Origin of the sequence: Flavobacterium sp. ZE23DGlu08, assembly GCF_030505335.1 — a bacterium.
GTDB classification, from domain to species: Bacteria; Bacteroidota; Bacteroidia; order Flavobacteriales; family Flavobacteriaceae; genus Flavobacterium; species Flavobacterium algoritolerans.
On sequence record NZ_CP130045.1, the window covers coordinates 1,188,078 to 1,209,169 of the forward strand.

At 37.5% G+C, this 21,092-nt stretch carries 11 protein-coding genes; all 11 read right to left on the reverse strand.

Annotated features, from left to right (window positions below):
* Positions 1-168 precede the first annotated feature (168 nt).
* Entirely contained in the window at positions 169-2,739 is a 2,571-nt protein-coding gene (gene galB, locus Q1W72_RS05230; protein ID WP_302137550.1) for a beta-galactosidase GalB, read from the reverse strand.
* Positions 2,740-2,741: 2 nt separating this feature from the next.
* Positions 2,742-4,292: an alpha-L-fucosidase gene (locus tag Q1W72_RS05235; RefSeq protein WP_302137551.1), complete on the reverse strand. Its 1,551-nt coding sequence runs from the start codon at positions 4,290-4,292 to the stop codon at positions 2,742-2,744.
* Positions 4,293-4,299: 7 nt separating this feature from the next.
* A complete protein-coding gene (locus tag Q1W72_RS05240; RefSeq protein ID WP_302137552.1) occupies positions 4,300-6,747 on the reverse strand; it encodes a glycoside hydrolase family 95 protein in 2,448 nt (815 codons plus the stop codon).
* A gap of 8 nt (positions 6,748-6,755) precedes the next feature.
* A complete protein-coding gene (locus Q1W72_RS05245) occupies positions 6,756-8,000 on the reverse strand; it encodes a glycoside hydrolase family 27 protein (RefSeq protein WP_302137553.1) in 1,245 nt (414 codons plus the stop codon).
* A gap of 87 nt (positions 8,001-8,087) precedes the next feature.
* A complete protein-coding gene (locus tag Q1W72_RS05250; protein WP_302137554.1) occupies positions 8,088-11,333 on the reverse strand; it encodes a glycoside hydrolase family 2 TIM barrel-domain containing protein in 3,246 nt (1,081 codons plus the stop codon).
* Between the two features lie 536 nt (positions 11,334-11,869).
* On the reverse strand, positions 11,870-13,423 hold the full coding sequence (locus tag Q1W72_RS05255) for a sulfatase (RefSeq protein WP_302137555.1): 1,554 nt from the start codon (positions 13,421-13,423) through the stop codon (positions 11,870-11,872).
* A gap of 84 nt (positions 13,424-13,507) precedes the next feature.
* On the reverse strand, positions 13,508-14,623 hold the full coding sequence (locus Q1W72_RS05260) for a formylglycine-generating enzyme family protein (protein ID WP_302137556.1): 1,116 nt from the start codon (positions 14,621-14,623) through the stop codon (positions 13,508-13,510).
* A gap of 109 nt (positions 14,624-14,732) precedes the next feature.
* On the reverse strand, positions 14,733-16,211 hold the full coding sequence (locus Q1W72_RS05265) for an arylsulfatase (RefSeq protein WP_302137557.1): 1,479 nt from the start codon (positions 16,209-16,211) through the stop codon (positions 14,733-14,735).
* 252 nt (positions 16,212-16,463) lie between these two features.
* On the reverse strand, positions 16,464-17,843 hold the full coding sequence (locus Q1W72_RS05270; RefSeq protein ID WP_302137558.1) for a Gfo/Idh/MocA family protein: 1,380 nt from the start codon (positions 17,841-17,843) through the stop codon (positions 16,464-16,466).
* A 100-nt stretch (positions 17,844-17,943) separates the two neighbouring features.
* On the reverse strand, positions 17,944-19,284 hold the full coding sequence (locus tag Q1W72_RS05275) for a DUF3472 domain-containing protein (RefSeq protein ID WP_302137559.1): 1,341 nt from the start codon (positions 19,282-19,284) through the stop codon (positions 17,944-17,946).
* A gap of 103 nt (positions 19,285-19,387) precedes the next feature.
* Entirely contained in the window at positions 19,388-21,085 is a 1,698-nt protein-coding gene (locus Q1W72_RS05280) for a RagB/SusD family nutrient uptake outer membrane protein (RefSeq protein WP_302137560.1), read from the reverse strand.
* Positions 21,086-21,092 lie beyond the last annotated feature (7 nt).

The following is a 21,092-nucleotide window of genomic DNA, read 5'->3' on the forward strand; positions in this document are numbered from 1 at the left end:
GAATATTTTTTTTCAACCAACACGGTCCATGATACAATACTATACGTTTGTCCAATTTCCATTTTAAAACAGTTCTATATTTATCCTGAACTCCTTCTGAAGGTTTATATAAACCAATCCAGGTAGAAAACTGATTATTTTAAGAGGCAAAAAAACTTTGACTCCAAACTATTTGATTTTAATAGTTACAAAAGAAGTGCTTAATCCTTCACTTTCTGCTTTTACTTTAAATTGCCCCTTTTGTCCTTTCTTTGCTTTTACAATTACCAAAGCCATCCCGTTATAAGCTTGTCGTTCGTGACTTTGAAAAGGAACAAAACTCGTGGCATCACCATTGTCTGTCGCTACAATTTCTCCAGCTCCTTCTATGGAAAATTTAATTAACGAATTCGAACGAGGAATCATTAATCCGTCTTTATCGGTGACTTTAATGGTAATGAAAGACAAATCACTTCCATCGTCCGTGATAACAGAACGGTCAGCAGAAGCATTAAGTTGTGCAGCCTTGCCCGTAGTTTTCACCATATCAGTTGCCCATTCTTTTCCATTTTTATAACAAACCACTTTCAATTCACCCGGCGTATATACAACATCGTTCCATATCAAGCGAAAATCAATCCCAGGAGTTTTTACTTTTCTGCCAAGACTTTTTCCGTTCAAAAACAATTCAGCTTCATCTCCCGAAGTATACACATGCACTGGAGTCACTAATCCAATTCGTTCCTTCCAATTCCAATGTGGAAAAATATGAGCTACCGGCAATTCAGGTCTCCACTTTGATTGATAACTATAGAAACGGTCTTTTGGGAATCCCGCCAAATCAATAATTCCGAAATAACTACTTCTGGATGGCGGATTTGATTTTCTCAGTTCTTCTAATTTCTTCTCTAACTCTGCTATTTTCGAAGGATCGGATCTAAAATTAAGTAAGTTCGTTTCATCCGAATTATAAGGAGTTGGTTCTCCCAAATAATCAAATCCAGTCCAAACGTATTCCCCTAACATATTTGGAAATTTAGCATTCGTTCGAAACTGTTCGTCTGGTGTACAGCCCCAACCCGGATGAGCAGTATCGTAAGAGGAAATTTGCCAATTTTCGTATTCCTTACCAAAGAAATATTCGCCGCGTGAACTCACTGTTGAGGCCGTTTCGCTTCCCAAAGTAGGCATATTTGCGTAACGGGGATCGGCATCCCATTGGGCTTGTTTACTGAAAAAATAATTCACTCCCATCACATCCATTGCCTGTGCTGCTCCGCTTCCACGACCACCATCTGGGTCGTTATACCCATTAGAAACTGGTCTTGTTGGGTCTTCTTTTCGAACAATATCAGCCAACTGTTTCGTTAATGCTACATTTTGTTGATCTGGCACTTCATTACCGATTGACCAAATAAATACCGAAGGATGATTGCGATCGCGGTGAATCATTGCATTCAAATCCTTTTTATGCCACTCATCAAAAATCTTGTTATAATCGTTTTTCTTCTTCCCTACTTTCCAGGTATCAAAAGCTTCATCCCAAACCAAGAATCCCATTTGATCTGCCAGTTCCAATAACTCCGGCGCGGGTACATTGTGTGACGTACGCAAGGAGTTACAGCCCATATCCTGCAACATTTTGAGCTGTCTTTTTAATCCACTGGTATTGATGGCTGCACCCAATGCGCCTAAATCATGGTGATTGCAAGTCCCTTTAATTTCAACTTTTTGACCATTCAACAAGAAACCTTTTGTTGCTGAAAATTCTATAGTTCGAATTCCAAAAGGAGTATTGTAAGTATCCACCACTTTACCGTTCATACTAATCGTGGTTTGCGCCACATAACGATTAGGACTTTTAATATCCCAACGTTTAGGATTCGCAATAGTTGCTTGTGATTCCAATACCGCAGAAGCTCCGGCTTTCAGCTCTAGAACCGATTCTTTGGTAGCTGCCGCTTTCGACTTAGGCGTGTTGTTTTTGTCTAATTCAAATAATACGGTGCGCACCTTTGCAGTCACATTTTTTTTGGTCGCATTATCAACTGTTACAGCCAGTTGTACCGTAGCACTTTTAGCTGTTATTTTTGGAGTTGTGATATACGTTCCCCAATGCCCTACATGTACCGGATTTGTTTTTACTAACCACACATGTCGGTAGATACCGCCTCCTGGATACCATCTTGAATCCCAACTTTCAGTGTCAAGACGTACCGCTATTATATTTTTCTGTCCCGGTTTGATAAAGGGTGTTAAATCCATTCTAAAGGAATTATAACCATAAGGCCAAGTGCCAACGTATTTCCCGTTAAGCCAGATTTTGGCGTAAGCCATAGCTCCGTCAAAATCAACAAAAATTTGTTTGCCGGCATCAGTTGCAGGAATCGTGAAATGTTTGCGGTACCAGCCAATCCCTTTCCAAGGCAACTTTCCGGTTTCTCCAGTCAAGTCAATCCGAAATGGTCCTGTGATAGCCCAATCGTGTGGTAAATCCAGTTTTTGCCAAGAGGTATCATTGTAGTTCTCACTCTCTAAATTTTTCGGTTCTTCTTTTCTGGAACCATCAGACTGCAAACCATAACGGGAAAATAACCAATTTTCATCAAAAGATTGGGTATCTGTTGCGCCCATTCTGACTATGGATTTATTTTGTGCAAACAGTGTTGGAACAATCATTAGGTTTAACATAAAAAGGAAGGGTATTCCAAGAAAAATAGAACGTTTCATAATCATATTCATTACACTAAGTACTTTCATAATTATCCTTTTTTACTCTCTTTATTAAAATACAATCCTATTTCAGACAATGCCGGTTTTAATCGCGATGATACAATACGAAATCGCACTTTAGATGCAGTTATAGTTGGAAATTCCAACAGGCGTTTGAAACCAATTGTAGTCCCTTCCGTAGCTTTTTTCCATTCGGTATTGTCCCAATATTCAAGTACAAATTTTTCCACTCTTTGTCCGATGGTAATGTTTTCCTGAAGCAATAAAACGTTGAATGTTTTTTCCTCGTTCAAATCCATTTCAACGGTGTTTTTATTTCCTTTCATCGGAAATAAATAATGGGTAGCGTCATTATCGTCCAACAAAGGTTTTATTTTTTTTACCGCTCCAACTGCTTTTGCCTCTTTCAAAAGATTTACGGCAAAAATATGATCCAACTTTTCTCTCCAGCCTTTTAATGCTGAAACATCAAAGTCCGTAAGCAATCCTCTTTTATCTGGTGGAATATTCAATAGCAAGACTCCATTTCTTCCTACTGAATTAAAATAAATTTCCTTCAGATATTCTGGTGTTTTCACTTTTTTATCTTCTGATTCATGATAAAACCATCCCGGACGAATGGAGACATCGGTTTCTGCAGGATACCATTTTAATGCATCTCCATCTTTCAACTGGGCACGACTTCCTAAAACCTGACCCGTCATGTCACCTGCAGGCGCTTCATCTGCTTTGGTTTGAGAACCGGCTGTTAACACATTCCTTTTTCCCATTGGCACAACACTCCATTCCTCCTCACGTCCATGTCCGGTCTCAGTTCCAACCCAACGCACATCTGGTCCGGAAACAGCAATCACTGTTTGTGGCTGTAATTTTCGAATATGGGCATACCATCTTTCAAAATCATAAACCTGTTTTTTTCCATTGGGACCTTCCCCATTGGCTCCGTCAAACCATACCTCATCCACTTTTCCGTATTGGGTAAGCAATTCCGTCAACTGATTGATAAAAAAATCATTGTATGCCTCTGTTCCATAAGAAGCATTATTCATATCCCAAGGAGACAGATACACTCCAAAACCTACACCCATTTCCCTACAGGCATCGGCCACTTCTTTTACAACATCACCTTTTCCGTTTTTCCAAGGGCTGTTTTTAACAGAATGTTCTGTAGTTTTAGTTGGCCACAAGCAAAAACCATCGTGATGCTTGGCGGTCAGAATTACTTGTTTGATACCGGCTTCTTTACAGACTTTTACCCATTGTATTGCATCTAATTCGGTAGGATTAAATATTTTAGGGTCTTCTTTCCCATTTCCCCATTCACGACCGGTAAACGTGTTGATGCCAAAATGAATGAATCCCGTCAACTCCAAACGTTGCCAGCGCAACTGCTGTCGTGAAGGCACAATATTAGCTGCAATTTTCACCAACTCTTTCTCCGAGATTGATTTATTGATTACGGCAAAGTTCTTATGCTGTGAATACCCTGTCAGGTTAATTGAAATAAAAACCAGTCCGAATAGCAATTTATGGAGACGCTTATACAGTATATTTTTATGGTTTCGGTTTAATTCCATCATATCTATTTTATTTTATATAGTAACTCTTTCCTTTTTTAGTTGCAAACCAAACGACACTGTTTCCCTCCGATTTTACATTTACTTTAGTGCCATTTGAAGCGTAAACTGTCATCCCTGAAGGAAGTTTAACATAACAATTATTTCCTGTCACAGAAATGATTGCTGCCTTTTTTAGCTTGCCATCAGTCCAATCAAAATGTACTTCAAAACCATTTCTGGCACGCAGTCCTTTTACATTTCCTTTGCTCCAATCAGCGCTGGTTGGCAAAGCGGGTAATAAACGAATTACGGAATTCTTCCCGTTGCTTTGCAAAAGCATTTCAGCTATGGCTGCAGTTCCTCCAAAATTTCCATCGATTTGAAAAGGTGGATGAGCACAAAAAAGGTTCGGATAAGTACCTGCACCTTTAGCTGTATAATTAGAACCCTCCTCATTGAAAGCAGGTGCCAGCAACCCTTTTAGAACTTTCAATGCGTGGTCACCATCTTCTAGCCTTGCCCAAAAATTAATCTTCCAAGCTCTTGACCAACCTGTACCTTCATCGCCTCTTCTTAACAATGTTTGACGTGCAGCATCAAGCATCAAAGGCGTTTCCGCAGCATTAATTTCATCGTAAGGATAAAGTCCATACAGTTGTGAAACGTGACGATGCGTTGGTTCTGTTTCATCATAATCGCGAATCCATTCTTGAACTCTACCTGTTTTTTCACTGATTTGATTTGGAACCAAACGGCCTTTTAATTGTTCTAAAGTATCCGCAAAAGCTTCATCGATACCAAGCAATCTGGCTGCTGTAATGGTATTAGTAAATAACTCTCGTCCTATTTGCATATCCATCGTAGGTCCCATAGTTGTCTGTCCTACAAATCCATCTTCGGTTTTATAGGAGTTCTCAGGTGAGTTGGAAGGAGCCGTAACCAGCCATTTGGTTTTTGGATCTTCTATTAAAATGTCTTTATAGAATTGGGAAGCGCCTCTTAAAACAGGATAAATTTCTTTTAAAACAGCCACATCGGGATTGTACATATAATGCTGCCACAAATGTTCGCACAACCAAGCTCCACCAGATAAGGTTGAGCCCCAGTCTGTCCCTTCACCAGGCGCGGTAAATTTCCAAGGATTTGTAATTACGTGTGCTACCCAACCATCTGAATTATAATAAGCCTTAGCCGTTTTGTTCCCAGATTGCACTAATTGCTTGGTAAACTCAATTAATGGCTTATGGCAATCAGCTAAATTCGTGACTTCCGCAGGCCAATAATTCATTTGCAAATTAATATTCAAATGATAATCCCCGTTCCACGGCGTTTGATATTCTTCAGCCCAAAGTCCTTGCAAATTAGCCGGTAATCCACCTGGACGGGAAGACGAAATCAATAAATATCTTCCAAAATTAAAGTACAATAAAGGCAAGTTTGCATCGCTTTCCCCTTTAGAAAAACGAACTAAACGCTGCGCTGTAGACAGATTTGAGATAGCTTGATTTTGTTGAGTTGTAAACTGTACTTTAGAACGATTATAATACGACTGATAATCAGCTATATGCTTATTTTTTAAAACAGTCCAAGAAATTTTACTGGCTGATTTTACTGCTTTTTGAACCACAGGCAAAGGATCTTCTCCGCGTTTTTCAACCGTTGGCCAGTTCAAATCTGTTGCGGCACTTAGCACAATAATACATTCGGTAGCACCCGAAACTGTCAAACGATTATTTTCAGAAATCACTTTTCCGTCGGCAGTATTGGCTTGGACATATCCGGCAAAACGAATACCCAAATCACTATTTCCGCCCGGCAATTGTCCGGTCATCGTAATCGCGCTGCCATTGGACACAAATTTTGCATTTTCTTTCCTATCCAATGCTAGTTTAAAATGCAATGCTTTGGTTTTGTTTGAACTCAAACGAATGATGATTGCATTGTGAGGAGCACTTGCAAATACTTCCTCTTTATACGTAACTCCGCCTAATTTCCACTCGGTCATGGCCAATGCTTTATCCAAATGCAAGGTTCTATTGTACTCTGAAACTGTTCCCTGCGTATCTTTCCAGTTAATCAATAAGTCTCCAAAAATTTGATAGCAACCAAACTTTGCATTGGCACCATTCCCATAAGCAGAACCTTGACCGGCACTGACAAAATATTTTTGCAGCAATTGTTGGGCTTCTTTGTTTTTTCCTTCTTTTAGCAATCGCTGAATTTCCGGTAAATGTTGTGAAGCATCTTCTCTGTTCGGATTTTCAATTCCGCCGGACCACATCGAGTTTTCGTTTATTACAATTCGTTCTTTAACAGGATTTCCATAAACCATAGCGCCCAAGTGGCCATTCCCCAATGGAATCGATTGGGTAAAATGAGTTGCCGGCCGATCAAACTTAATTTCCTGATCGGTTTGTGCCTGCATATATAATAAAGGCACAAAAAAAGACAGTACTAAATGAATTGCATTTTTCATAACAGTCCTTATATTTTTTTCAATCGAAACAATTTTGTCTCATGAGGGAGTACCTTACCGGTCCATTTTTTACCTTTCCCTATCACTTTATGTTGCCATAAATCTTTTATTTGATATGCATCATTCAGTCCCAATTCAGCAAAACTAATTTTAGAATTTTGGGCGGTTTCGGAACGGTTCAAAATTGCAACTGCAAAATCACCATTAGCTAATGGCCTTACAAAACCACTCCACAACTCATTCTTTATTTTACAAACCGCTTGCTTTCCTAAAGCATCCTGGTTTATGGCTATCACCTCTTCATTTAACAAAATACGTTTGGTTTCGGCATTCATTGTTCGGACATCATTGGTTGCTGCCAAAGGCGAATTCATGATACTCCAAAGGCTCATTTGACTCTGGTATTCCGTATCGGTACAACCAACACCACCTAAATCTCCCGAAGGTCCTTTTTTACCATAAAGTCCTACTACAAGCATATCCATATCATTCCAATATCCAGGTTTTGCATAAGCAGCATAATCTTGTGAAAAATCTACAATATCTATTATTCCGGCGCCTACTGAATGTAATTCTTTAGCAGTCTTAACCGTTTCAAGGCTTTTCCATTTATCCCTTACATCTGCGGTGGTGCGCCATAATTGACCGCCAACTTGCTGCCCCCAGAGCCATGGTTTGCGATCTCCCCATTCACAAATACCCAAGGCAATGTCACGTCCGCTTTTGCGTAAAGCATCTGCCATTTTTTTATAACGGGTTTTAGCAATTTCCGTATCATCCGGAGCACCGCAGTAATCGTATTTCAAATAATCAATTCCCCAACTGGCAAACGTTTTGGCATCCTGATCTTCAAAATTCAAACTGGCCGTATAACCCGCACAAGTAAGCGGTGCTGCATCCGAATAAATCCCTAATTTTAATCCTTTGCTATGCACGTAATCAGCAAGTGCTTTTATTCCAGACGGAAATTTCATTGGATCCGCAATAATAGTATTTCTGTTGTCTCTTCCGCCCTGCCAACCATCATCAATGAATACATGATCATAACCGGCTTTTAACATGCCTGTACTTACAATGGCATCTGCCATTTCGCGTATGTCTTTTTCATTAATAGCATCAGCAAAATAATTCCAAGTCATCCAACCCATTGGCGGTGTCGGTGCCAATAAAGAACCGTTTGTTATTTGTGTTTGAGCAGTTCCGTTACTCAGGCAGAGCAGAATCACAATAAGGCTAAGAATTTGTTTTTTCATTATTTAAACTATTTTTTAGAGGAATCTCTTTTCCATTTTTAAATCAAAAGTACTGCTGATTCAGTTCCTTTTTTCGACACAAATACATTACTCAAATTTTATCCAATAACTATAATTGTAATTTTCAAACGGAATCCTGTATTTTTTCATTGGCCACGATCCCCAACTGTCCATTCCCTGTAAACCAGTTTGCTGCAAGTCCATGTGGAGGTAGATTTCGTCTCTTTTATTAAGTTCACCGCTATGGTATTGTTTCTTTTGTGCCTCAGGATCTAAATCATCCAATTGATAAGGCAAAGCAGAAAAACTCAATAAATTATTTATAAATGCGAACTGTACTTTTCTTCCTTTTGCATTACTGAAACTTACCCAACGCACTTCCGTTTTATTACCACTTTCCTGCGGTCTTGCGTAAGGATAATATTGTTCCTCCACGGATTGCTGGAATTGACCAATGAAAGTGTTTGTCTTTCTGTCCCAATAACTTTCTCCCGGACCACGACCGTACCAATTGATTTTATTAAAACTTTTATTGATAACCAAATCATTTCCTGCTCGCAACAACAACGGATTTTTTCCTTTTAAAGCTGTGAATTCATTATCTACTTTGATTTTTCCATCACCGTAAACCGTGAATATTTGTTGATGAGATGCATCGCCATCAACTAATTTCTTTGCTAATTTCACCTGAATTGAACCGTCCTTGTTTTTTAGTACCGAAGATTGCAATTCGCTGCCGTTTTCATACGCATTTCTCCATTTCCTTAAACTGGTATTAAAACCGGCTCCAATGTCGTTATCCGTTGGTGCTCTCCAGAAAGAAGGCATCGGTCCTTGTGTTATAAATTCCTCTCCTTTGACGCTGTAGCCCGAAAGTATTCCTTTTTTTAAATCGAAAATAACGTCAAAATTATTACCTGAAATAGTATAAAACTCTTTTGTTTCTTTCAATTGTAACGCTTTTTTTGAACTAAATACAGCAGTTGTGGCAGGCAACGTTTTCAACAAAAGCTGATCAGCGGCAATTTCATATTGTTTAGGCAAGAAAGGCTCTTCTGACTTCAATACGTAATACACATTCAACTGATATTCTTTATTGGCTTTTTGAATGGTTTTTATCGCAAGCTTAAAATTATTTTCTTCTTGTGGCAGTAATGAAATAGTATTTAGAACACCTTTTTCTTTTGCAACGCCATTTTCCTGTAATACCCAACGCAGCATCACGTTATCCAGATTCTTAAAGAAAAAACTGTTTTTAATCGAGATGGTATTATCATCAATATAATTTGTTTTGATGTTTTGATACACATGTTTTACTTCCAGAGCCATTGGCGTAATCTCACGATAAGCGGTAACCACCCCTTTTACACAAAAATTATTGTCACTTAAATTTTCATCAACCGGACCTTCCAACGGAAAATCTCCTCCATAAGCTTTTATACGTTTACCATTTTTAAGGGTATCAATGGACTGATCAATCCATTCCCAGATAAAACCACCTTGCAGCTTTGGATTATTTTCTACTATATCCCAATAATCCTTGAAATTCCCTAAGCTATTCCCCATAATATGGGCATACTCACTTTGGATATTTGGAATTTTAGCATCACTTTTGGAATAAGCCAATAGATCGTCAGGAGACATATATTGCGGACAAAAAATCTCAGAGAAATGAGTATCATTAGGAGCACCATAATTAATGTCCCTTTCATACTGGATAGGCAAATCTGTTTTTTGTCTCAACCAATCGTAAGCTGCATAAAAATTGCTGCCATCCCCCGCTTCATTTCCTAAAGACCAAGTAATCACACTAGCATGATTCTTGTCTCTTTCATACATGCGCTGGATACGCTGCAAATGAGCTTCTTTCCAAAGCGGCTTATTACCCAAAGTCACATCTAAATCATAACCCAATCCATGCGATTCAATATTGGCTTCATCTACAACATACAAACCATATTCGTCACAAAGTTCCATCCAATAAGGATCCGGAGTATAATGAGAATGACGAACCGCATTGATGTTCAATTTCTTCATCATCTCCATATCTTTACGCATATCCTCCTTGCTGAGCGCATGCCCGTTTGTTGGATGATGCTCATGGCGGTTCACTCCTTTTATGAAAACTCTCTTGCCATTTACCAAAAAGTCAGCTCCATTGATTTCTATTTTTTTAAACCCTACACGAAGTGGTACCACTTGCAATACTGCTCCTTTTACATCTTTTAGAGTAATGTATAGTCTGTACAGATAAGGTGTTTCGGCAGTCCATTTTTCAACATTTTTTAGGGTTGTCTGGAATTCAATATTGGTCTTGTATTTTCCAAGAACCGTTCTAAAATCTTTTGTTTTATCTTGATAAACAACATTTCCTTTGGCATCTTCCAAGCTTACTTCAACCGTCAGACTGTCTTTCTTGCTGTAGGTTCCATTCTCTCTTTTATAATTGTCAATCTCAGTGTTGATAGAAAACAAACCATTAGTATAAGTCGCATCCAGTGTACTGACAATCTTCGTGTCTCGAATATCCAACTTTTCTGTTGCATATAAAAAAACATCTCTTTCTATTCCTGAAAAACGGAACATATCCTGACATTCCAAATAACTGGCATCACTCCATCTATAAATCTGGAAAGCAATCAGATTCTCCCCTTCTTTCAAAAAATCGGTGATATCAAATTCGGCAGCCAATTTACTGTCTTCGCTATAGCCTACTTTTTTTCCATTTACCCATACAAACAGACACGATTTTGCGTTCCCAACATGAATAAAAACCTGTTTTCCTCTCCAATTGGCAGGCAGATTTATTTTTTTACGATATGACCCTACCGGATTATTGTTGGCCGGGATATCGAAAGGCGGATTCATTTTGGAGTAACGCAAATTATGACCTGCAAAATCATACGGCTGATTCACATAAATAGGCAAGCCATATCCGTTTACTTCCCAACTGGCCGGTATTCGAAAATCAGTCCATTTGGTATCATCATAACTAAGCTCTTGAAAATTTTGAGGGCGTTGGTTGGGGTCTTGCACCCAATTGAATTTCCAACTGCCGTTTAATGACAAGAAATTTGCTGACTTTTCCCTGTCATACTGCTTTGCTTTCTCCATGTTTTCAAAACCAAAAGCATTATTACGCATCGGCATCCGGTTTATGGAAATAATTTCAGGATTTAACAATTCAGCAGGTAGTTGAGCAAAGATAGTAGTCGATAGCAGCAACATAAATACTGTCATCACAATGTGTTTTATACTTCCCACCTCAGTACTTTTAATAAGGCTTTGTTGTTCTGTAAAATCCATACAATTCATTATAATTAGTTTCTTCATTTCAATTTTATCAATTGATTAAAAAATTTGATTGCATCCCTCTTTCTTAATCCATAACTTTTAGACATTCATTTCCTCGATGAATTACAATTAATCAATTTTAAAAGTCAAATAAAACCGATTGTAAAATGACTTAATCTATAATCTATTTCAATCAATGACTATTTATTATTTTTTTCTTCGCTGAAAAACCATTGAAATAGCCAAATCAAAATTTCACTATACACCTATAAGCCACGAAACTATATATTATATTTATAGTAAACAAGGAAAATACAAAAAAATGTGCTCGAACACAAAAAAAATACGCAAAGTGTTTTTTATAGTACAATTTCGCTAATAGTATTACCTTTTTTAAAGAAAAACATGTAATAATCTATTAAATTACTATAATGAAATTTGTTGTTTTTTTAAATTTGATGGTCGTTATATCCTGCCTGAAATCCATATTCCTATAAAATTGTCAATAAATATTAAATAGGTATTTAAACAGGCAATAATAAACAAAAGCCCTTCATTTTATATAGAAAGAAAATCTATTCTTTCATCAAAATTTTTTTCGCATCCTGGTCATCATACTGGCTAATTAACTTATGAAGTTGAATATTCATAGCCTCAGTGATTTTTTTATAACTCTTTTGTCCGTAAACATTATTCATTTCATTCGGGTCTTTTTGTAAATCATAAAGCTCCCAAGAGCTTACCCTTTTGTAAAAACGAACTAATTTATAGCGTTTGGTTCGTACTCCAAAATGTGGGGATACAGAATGTTCTCCATTTTCATAATAATGATAATACATAGCCTCACGTCCTTTTGCCTTTCTGTCTTTGAACAATGGCAACATTGATTGTCCCTGTTCATCTTTTGGTATGACAACTCCAGCCGCATCCAGCATCGTAGGAGCAATATCCAAATTCATTACAAAATCATTCAATACTGTGCCAGGCTTGACCACTCCGGGATAGCGCATCATCATAGGGGTTCTAAAAGATTCTTCATAAATAAAACGTTTGTCAAACCAGCCATGCTCTCCCAAATAAAATCCTTGATCCGAAAGATAAATCACAATGGTATTTTTTGTCAAATCATTTTTGTCTAAATAATCCAGCGTACGACCTATATTTCTGTCTAAAGAAACCGCAGTGCTAAGATAATCTCTCATGTACCGTTGGTATTTCCATTCGATCAGCTCCTTGCCGCTCAAGTTTCTTTTTTTCAGATCTACTGCAATAGGATCATAATAAGCATCGAATTTTTGTCGCTGTTCCTGATTCATTCGTGCAATATTTCCCTCTTTGTTGGCTTCATTTACATCATCAAAAACCTTCAAATCATATCCCATCCTCATAGTTTTAGAGATGGACATATCCTGCACTTTAGCTGCTTCGCGATTCTTATATTCATCATAAAAATTAGCAGGCAAAGGGAATGTAACGGGATCAAATTTTCCCATATCTTGTCCATCCGGTGTCCATGTTCGGTGTGTAGCCTTATGCCCAATTACCAAACAAAAAGGCTTATCCTGATCGCGATTGTCCAGCCAATTTTCTGAAACACCCTCAATAACATCAGACACATAACCGTCACTTTGTTTCTTAGTACCATCCATCATATAAAAATCCGGATTGTAATATTGTCCCTGTCCGGGTAATATTTGCCAAAAATCAAAACCTTGAGGTTGTGTTTCCAAATGCCATTTCCCAATCCACGCAGTCTGATAACCGGAAGCCTTCAACTGTTTTATAAAAGAGTCCTGACTGCCGTCAAAACTGGAATTCTCATTATCCTTAAAGCCATTTTTGTGACTGTATTTACCAGTCAAAATAACCGCACGACTGGGGCCGCAGATAGAATTGGTTACATATCCTTTAGTAAACAAAACTCCTTCTTTGGCAATACGGTCAATGTTTGGAGTTTGCATCAACTTATTTCCATAGGCACTAATGGCCTGATAAGCATGATCATCTGAAACTATAATAATAATATTGGGTCTTTTTTTGGAGCTGTCAGCCTTATCTTGAGCCGATAAATTTGACGTCAAGCCGCAACATATAGCGACTAGAATAACCGAGTTTATAATTACGTTCATTATTAATTTTTTTATGATTATGGCAACGGTAGTATATTCTCTATGCATCAACAAAAATGTTTTCTGGTTTTAAATAGACACTACTTATTCAGCATCTGCAACACATCTAAAACCGGTGTGTTCTAATCCCGTATCGGGAGACGATTTCATCCGTGACGTAACCCGATACCCTTTACAATAGGAAGCGTTGCAAAGAAACGAACCGCCTCGCACGACTTTTTTGGGAACAGTGGGTTCCATAGGATCATAACTTTTAGCAGGACCTTGCGGATTAGCCGAAAGACTTCTACTCAATTCCTTGTAATATTCTGGGGTGTACCAATCACTACACCATTCCCAAACATTTCCGGCCATATCATACAATCCAAATTTGTTAGGCACAAAAGATTTCACTGGAGCGGCTCTTTTAAACCTATCTATGGACGTATTCAAATAGGGGAATTTTCCTTGCCAGATATTTGCTTTTGATTTCCCTTTTTCAGGATCTTCATTTCCCCAAAAATACTTCTTATCAACTAAACCGCCACGTGCAGCATATTCCCATTCGGCTTCTGTTGGTAATCTTTTTCCACACCATTTGGCATACGCCTGGGCATCATACCATGAAATATGTACTACTGGATAAGCATCTTTTCCTGCGATAGTACTCGACGGTCCTTGTGGATGTTTCCAACTGGCTCCTTTGCTCCAGCTCCACCATTGTGAGGCATCATTTAAATCGACCGCAGTGGCAGTTGGTTTAAAAACTAATGAGGCTGCCACCAATAATGCCTCATCCGGTCTTGGTGTTCCCGGCGTCAATTGTTTCTTAATCTCTTCCCAATCCGGTTTTATCTCCGCAGTGGTAACATAGCCAGTAGCGTCAACAAATTTTTTGAATTGTGTATTGGTCACTTCGGTGGCATCCATCCAAAAACTTTTTATTTTCACCTTATGTTGTGGATATTCATCGGCTCTTCCTTCATTATCAGAAGCGCCCATTAAAAATTCACCTCCAGGTATTTGTACCATTCCATCGTAAGAAACCAACTTCGATGTGTTGCCTCTGGTAATATCTTTTGTGATTGAAAAACGGGATGGCAATGCCGATTCGCAGGAAATCGCACTATCATGAATCACACTAGAATTTTTGCTTGGTTTATTAGTACAAGCTGTTAGTGAAACTATTAGTAATCCAAGAATGATCGTTTTATATTTCATTTTAATATTTTATGGTATCCAATACAGTATCTCTAAATAAAATTCTTTGTTTTCAGAATGGTAAAAAATGAAAACTATTATTTTTGTAAATCAAATGATGGACACGTTATTATTCCTTTTCAGAAAATTTAGGAACTATAAATTCCCAATCTCTTATATGTGATGGCTGATGCTCTTTCTTCAATATCGCCTCAAACTTCTTTGCAAGTTCCGGATTCTCAGAGGCAACGTCAGTCGTTTCTTTTTCATCCGAAGCAAGGTTATAAATTTCCCAAGGGGCATTTTTATCTTTCTTCATATTGCTTTTCACCCCTTTCCAATTCCCAACACGAACAGCAACCTGCCCGCCTTTTTCAGGGAATTCAAAATAAAGGTACTCGTGCTTCTTTTGCTTATTATCATTCCCAAGCAAAGTTGGTAAAAACGAAATCCCATCATTATCCAAAGCCTTTACCCCTGTTATTTCAGATAAAGTGGCCATCAAATCATATTGTGCAGAAATATGATTATTTACTTTGCCTGAAGGAATTTTACCCGGCCAGCGTGCAATAAAAGGCTCACGAATACCTCCTTCATATAAATCCTGTTTTCTCCCTCTTAACCCTCCTGCACTATTAAAAAATTCAACATCAGTGCCACCTGCTTTAAAAGTTGGACCGTTATCACTGGAGAACATCACTATTGTATTTTCATCCAATCCGAGTTCCTTCAACAATTTCATAATTTCTCCCACTTGTTTATCCATATAAGTAATCATGGCCGCATAAGTAGCTCTTGGATAAAGTGTAGAAGCATAGCCGTTTTCCCCATAATAAGGATGCTCTTCAAATTGTCCAAGATACTCTCTTATCGCTTCATCTGGAGCCTGAAGCGATACGTGGGGGCCTGTGTATGGCAAGTACAAAAAGAATGGTTTCTTTCTGTTTTCTTTGATAAACTCCACTGTTTTTTCAGCCATTTTTGTCACTGAATAGGCTGTCCCTTTAAAATAATCGAATGCACTATCCTGTGCATCTTTTGCTAAAGGTTTATGCACTTGGATATGTGAATTATTCAATGTATCCAATTTCCCATTTTCCCAAAGATGTGTAGGATAAAAATTATGTGCCTGCTTCTGACAGAGGTAGCCATAGAAATAATCAAAACCCTGTTTGTTAGGATCACCGGTGGTGTTGCTCATTCCTAATCCCCATTTACCAATAGCTCCTGTAGTATAACCTGCCTGTTTCATCAACTTTGCAATTGTAAAAGTACCTTCCGGTAGTGGCATTTGCCCTCCTTCGTTCTCATCTTCAAAGCCTCCTAATTCATAATTCCCTCGAATATATGAATGTCCACTATTCTTTCCCGTCATTAACATACAACGGGAAGGGGCACAAACTGGAGCACTTGCATAATGCTGCGTAAATTTCATCCCTTCCTTGGTAATTTTATCTAAATGAGGTGTCTTTATTTTTTGTTGACCATAAGAGCCTAATTCCCCATACCCCATATCATCGGCATAGATGTAGATGATATTTGGCTTTTGCTGAGCAAATACCAAACTTGTAATCAAACAGACAAAGAGTGTTTTCCAAATTTTATACATACTGTTATTTTTTTTTTAGATTACTTCAACCTGTTAAGTACTATTTTCTATTATAAACCATCAAAAAAAAATCGTTGATGAAGTAAGAATACTCTCTTTCTACTTCTAAAGAATTTCATTGGTAACTATTTAAAATATTGAATTGAAATAGTTGAAACATTCAAACGGATAGAAAAGTATTTATTCAACGTACAAAAAAGGGTAATACATAGTGTATCACCCTCTTTTTTTTAGCTAATTGGTATTTATTTCTTATTTAGAAAACTCTAATCCTTTTAATTTTTGCCAACCTCCACGAGTGAAATCAGGAATCTCAACTGGTGCAGAATTGTTATCCAAAGAAATTTCTGTAAGAGGAGCTAGACAGGACCATTCTGCCAAATCATACACATCCATATCCAATGGAAGTCCGTTTTGTAAACAATAAATCAAACGGTAATCCATTATAAAATCCATACCACCATGACCGCCAACTTTTTTGGCTTTTTCTTCTATTCCCACCACAATCGGGTGTTTGTACTTTTCCATCAAAGCTTTTTTCACATCAGCAGGGACAAAACTGTGGGCATTCAATTTTTCATGATTGGGTGTAATATCTGAACCTACAGATTTAGAATCCAAGGCATAACCCTCTAAAGGATATTTATTGGCAAACCCTTTTGTTCCGCTAAGTTGATACATACGACTGTAAGGACGTGGTGAAGTCACATCATGTTGAATTTGGATTGTTTTTCCTTTTTCGGTACGAATCATAGTCATTGTGTGGTCTCCGTTTCTAAAATCTGTCACTTCTATTCCTGATTTTTCTTTAATGTAAGCAGGATTACCAACGGCTTTAGTATCCATAGAAACTAAAAAATTCATTTTGTCACCACGGTGAATATTCAATGCTTGACACGCTGGTCCCATTCCATGGGTTGCATAAATATCACCACGGTGTTTTCTATTGTAATCCATACGCCAGTTATTCCAGTACTCGCCCCAGAACGGTTGAAGTCCGTGAATATAAGCACCTTCAGCATGCATAATTTCTCCAAACAATCCTTGTTGAGCCATATTTAATGTCGTCAATTCGAAGAAGTCATACACACAATTCTCCAATTGCATACAGTGCTTACGTGTTTTTTCGGAAGTATTAATCAGATCCCAAATTTCCTCCATAGTCATGGCTCCAGGAACTTCTATGGCTACGTTTTTACCATCTTTCATAGCTTGAACGCCAATTTTTGCATGGTTTTTCCAATCAGTTGCAACATACACAAGATCTACATTAGGAAGTGCTGTTACTTTTCTCCAAGCATTTTCATCCCCAAAAAATTCTTTTGCTTTAGGAAGTCCTGCTTTAGTAAGAATTTCGTTTGCTGATTTCGTGTTGGTTTCTAACATATCGCACAATGCAACAATCTCCACTCCCGGAATATGGGTCATACGCTCTACTGCTCCAGGACCACGCATCCCTAAACCGATGAACGCAATACGAACAGTAGGGATTGGAGCTGTAGCAAGACGCAAAACATCCGTTTGTCCTTTAGCACGTTTTGGAGCAGGAGTCTTTATCATTTGGGCAGACGACCCTACCCATCCTAAAAGGCAACAAATAATTAGTAGTGATTTAAAAATTGTAGTTTTCATAATTTAATTTATTTATTTAAAAAAAGGAAGATAATCAAGCTGTAGATTACCCATTCTGCAATACTTTAGTATTATTTTTAGCTTAAACTGTGAGTACTCTTTACGGTAATGCGTTAAAATCAATATCCGGTTTTTTTTGATGTAACGGTCTTGTAAAAACGCTTTGCGCTTTGGTAAAATTATTAAAAAAGCCCCCGTTTTTCAAATAGAATGATTCGTTATTTAGCAGGCCACCGGAATAATCCATACGGTATCCTATAGTGCCCGTATTGTCAGTTGTGAATTTTGCGGAGTTTATCTCTGTCCAATTCCCTTTAGCGTCACAATACCATTGATTATTGAATAACACTTCGCGAGATTTATTCCCTTGTTCCGGAGAAAAATTTTCTAAAAACGAATGAAATCGTTTTAAATAAGTATTGGTTTCCGGACGGTTAAAGCTGGCTATTAATTGCCATTGGTTTAATTCGGGTGCAAAAAAGTAAGCGGTATAGGTTGTTGAATTATCGTTTTGAGGAATTCCACGGAGTAAAAACTGATACGTATTTCCTGCAATCCAATTGTACTTCAAATAACTTTGTCCACCGGAACCTTCATTGCCAAATTCTCCTGTTGTTACTCCTGCTCCTTTTTTAAGGAGTTTAATTTTTTTAGAATCTGGAATAGTTGCTGGATCATCCGTTACAAATGGGCTCCAAACAGAGAATAATACTCTGCGCTCTGTATCCGAATTAACTTGAATACCAAAATAGCCTTCTGCGAAACCATTTGCCATATAATAAGAACCTATAATATCCTGCCCTTTTGGCACCGTAACTTCGTTGTAATACCATTCGATAGTTGCATCTGTTGGTACTTGATAATTTAAGTGTACGGAAGGCCCTCTTCTTCCCCAATGATAAAAACTACCTTCGTCATTTTGAACAAATGCAATTTTGTCTTTAGCAATCGAGCTGTTAATTGTTACACTTGAAATAGAAGGAAAATTACTTTTATTGTTGCTGATTCCTTTTATTTTTAAAGCAACATAACCCGGTTCAGTAATTTCCCAACGTCCTATTTGGTAAGAATCTTTTTTGGTGTCGTTGAATTCTACTCTCTTAGATTCATTGTTAATGGTGAATTCTAAAGTTGATTTACCAAGAACAACCAATGACTCCTTATTTATGGAGAATTGGAAAACTCCCGGTTCAGAAATTCGAAAATAAGCAGTAAAATATTCTTCAGAATTGGTCCAATACTCGATTCCATTTTTTGTAATGGTTTCAACTTTCGCTAAGGGAGTTGAACTAAAAGCATTTCCACCAAGAGGCAAAGAAAATTCAGTTATCATTTTAGAATTGTCCTCACCAATAGCGCCAGTTCTTTCACCACCGCTGCAAGAAGTAAATGGAATCAATAATACGATTGCTAATAGTTTTGTAAAGAATCTTTTTTTCATCTCTAATTTTTTTATACTTATTTCTATTCAGGAATTTACCTTTTCTGACACCTTTTATTCTTAACCAAATGGACGTTTTAACAACATTATTCTAACCTTTTTATTATTGATTTTGGGTTAGCGTTCCGGGATAAGCATTTATTTCTGATTGAGGAATGTATTGTATCACGCGTAAACTTGATGCAGGAATATCTTCCATTGCACGGTGTGGTCCTGGATAATGACGCGTCATAGTTTGTCCGTTTCTATATACATCGTAGCCTCTATGTGCTTCGAAGGCTAATTCTAATTGACGCTCTTCATCAATTAGTTGAATAGCATTGGCACTAGTTAATGTAGTATATCCTCCTCCTACAATTGCTCTTTCTCTAACAACATTTAAATTGATACGTGCATTTGTGTAATCTCCTTTTTTCGCATAGGCTTCTGCCATATTCAAATACATTTCTGATAATCTTGAAATGATTGGAGAATGAAGATGCGAATCATTATCCTGTAAAGAACATTTAGTGATATAGTACATTGGATATACGCGGTTTAACAACATCATAAAATCTTTTTCACCAACATACGTTTTTCCTTTATAAACAATAGAATAGCTATTCTCCGCAGCATCAACTTCTGTCAGATCATATTTATCTGTTCCAATATTGATATAGAATGTACCATCAGCATTACGTTTCAATGGTTGTTGCAGATAGTTATACCCCGTTTGTACTCCGCTGGCATTATAAGAATCATGTACAAAACGGAATGCTTCTGTTTTATTATTTGACGCATCAACTGAATATTGAGGTTCAATAAATGCCCAACGAGCATCATTTTTCTTACCTGACTTACGTAGTAAATCTAAATATTTAGCGCTAGCATACATTTCGCCCCAACCTTGTCCTTGTATATTAGCATACATACCACCAATACCATAATAATGATCAAAACCGGAAAACTCTGAAGCCACACGTTTAACAGCAAAAATTGTTTCAGTCTGTCCGGCAGCATCAGGAGCAAACGTGTTGTATTTCATAAAATCAGCTCTGCTAAGCAAATTGTAATTACCACTTGCAATTACTTTAGTAGCATATTCTATAGAAAGAGAAGCATAATCTTGATTTGGATTTTGGTAGGTACCGCTCATATACAAATACACTCTGGACAGCATTGCTTGTGCAGCTTCTTTGGTTGCATAAGTAGCACTACGTTTTATGGTCATTAGTGTCTCTGCTTTTTTCAAATCATTAATAGCCTGCTCGTAAGTTTGTTTAACTGTAGCTCTATCCGGCAATTGAATGTTATCAATATCATCAGGCATTCCGTTTACAATGGGCACTCCCAAATTAGTTTCTGGAGATTGAGAATAAGGTCTGCCATATGTTCTGCATAAATAAAAGTAAATCATTCCTCTTAAATAATACGCTTCTCCTAATTGTTGGTCAATTTGCGCATTTTCACCTTCTGGAATAATTTTTATTAAATCACTTGATTGTGAAATAATTTTATAGCTGTTGTTCCAAAAAGTAGATAATCGACCATTATTTGGAATATGTTGGTACGAAATAAAAGAATAGAATGAATCTGTAGAAGTTCCTCTTATCATCATATTGTCTCCGGGATACTCCCCTACTCTGTGCATAACGTCAGACCAACCCTTAAGTTGTGCATAACATCCATTCAAAAGCACTTCGATAGAAGCTTCTTTATCAGCAAGGATTTTATCCTCGGTGTACGAATTAAATGGCTCTCTCTCTAGCTCACAAGAGTATAAGAAACTAATTGTAATGAATAATATAAATATCTTTTTCATGATTTAT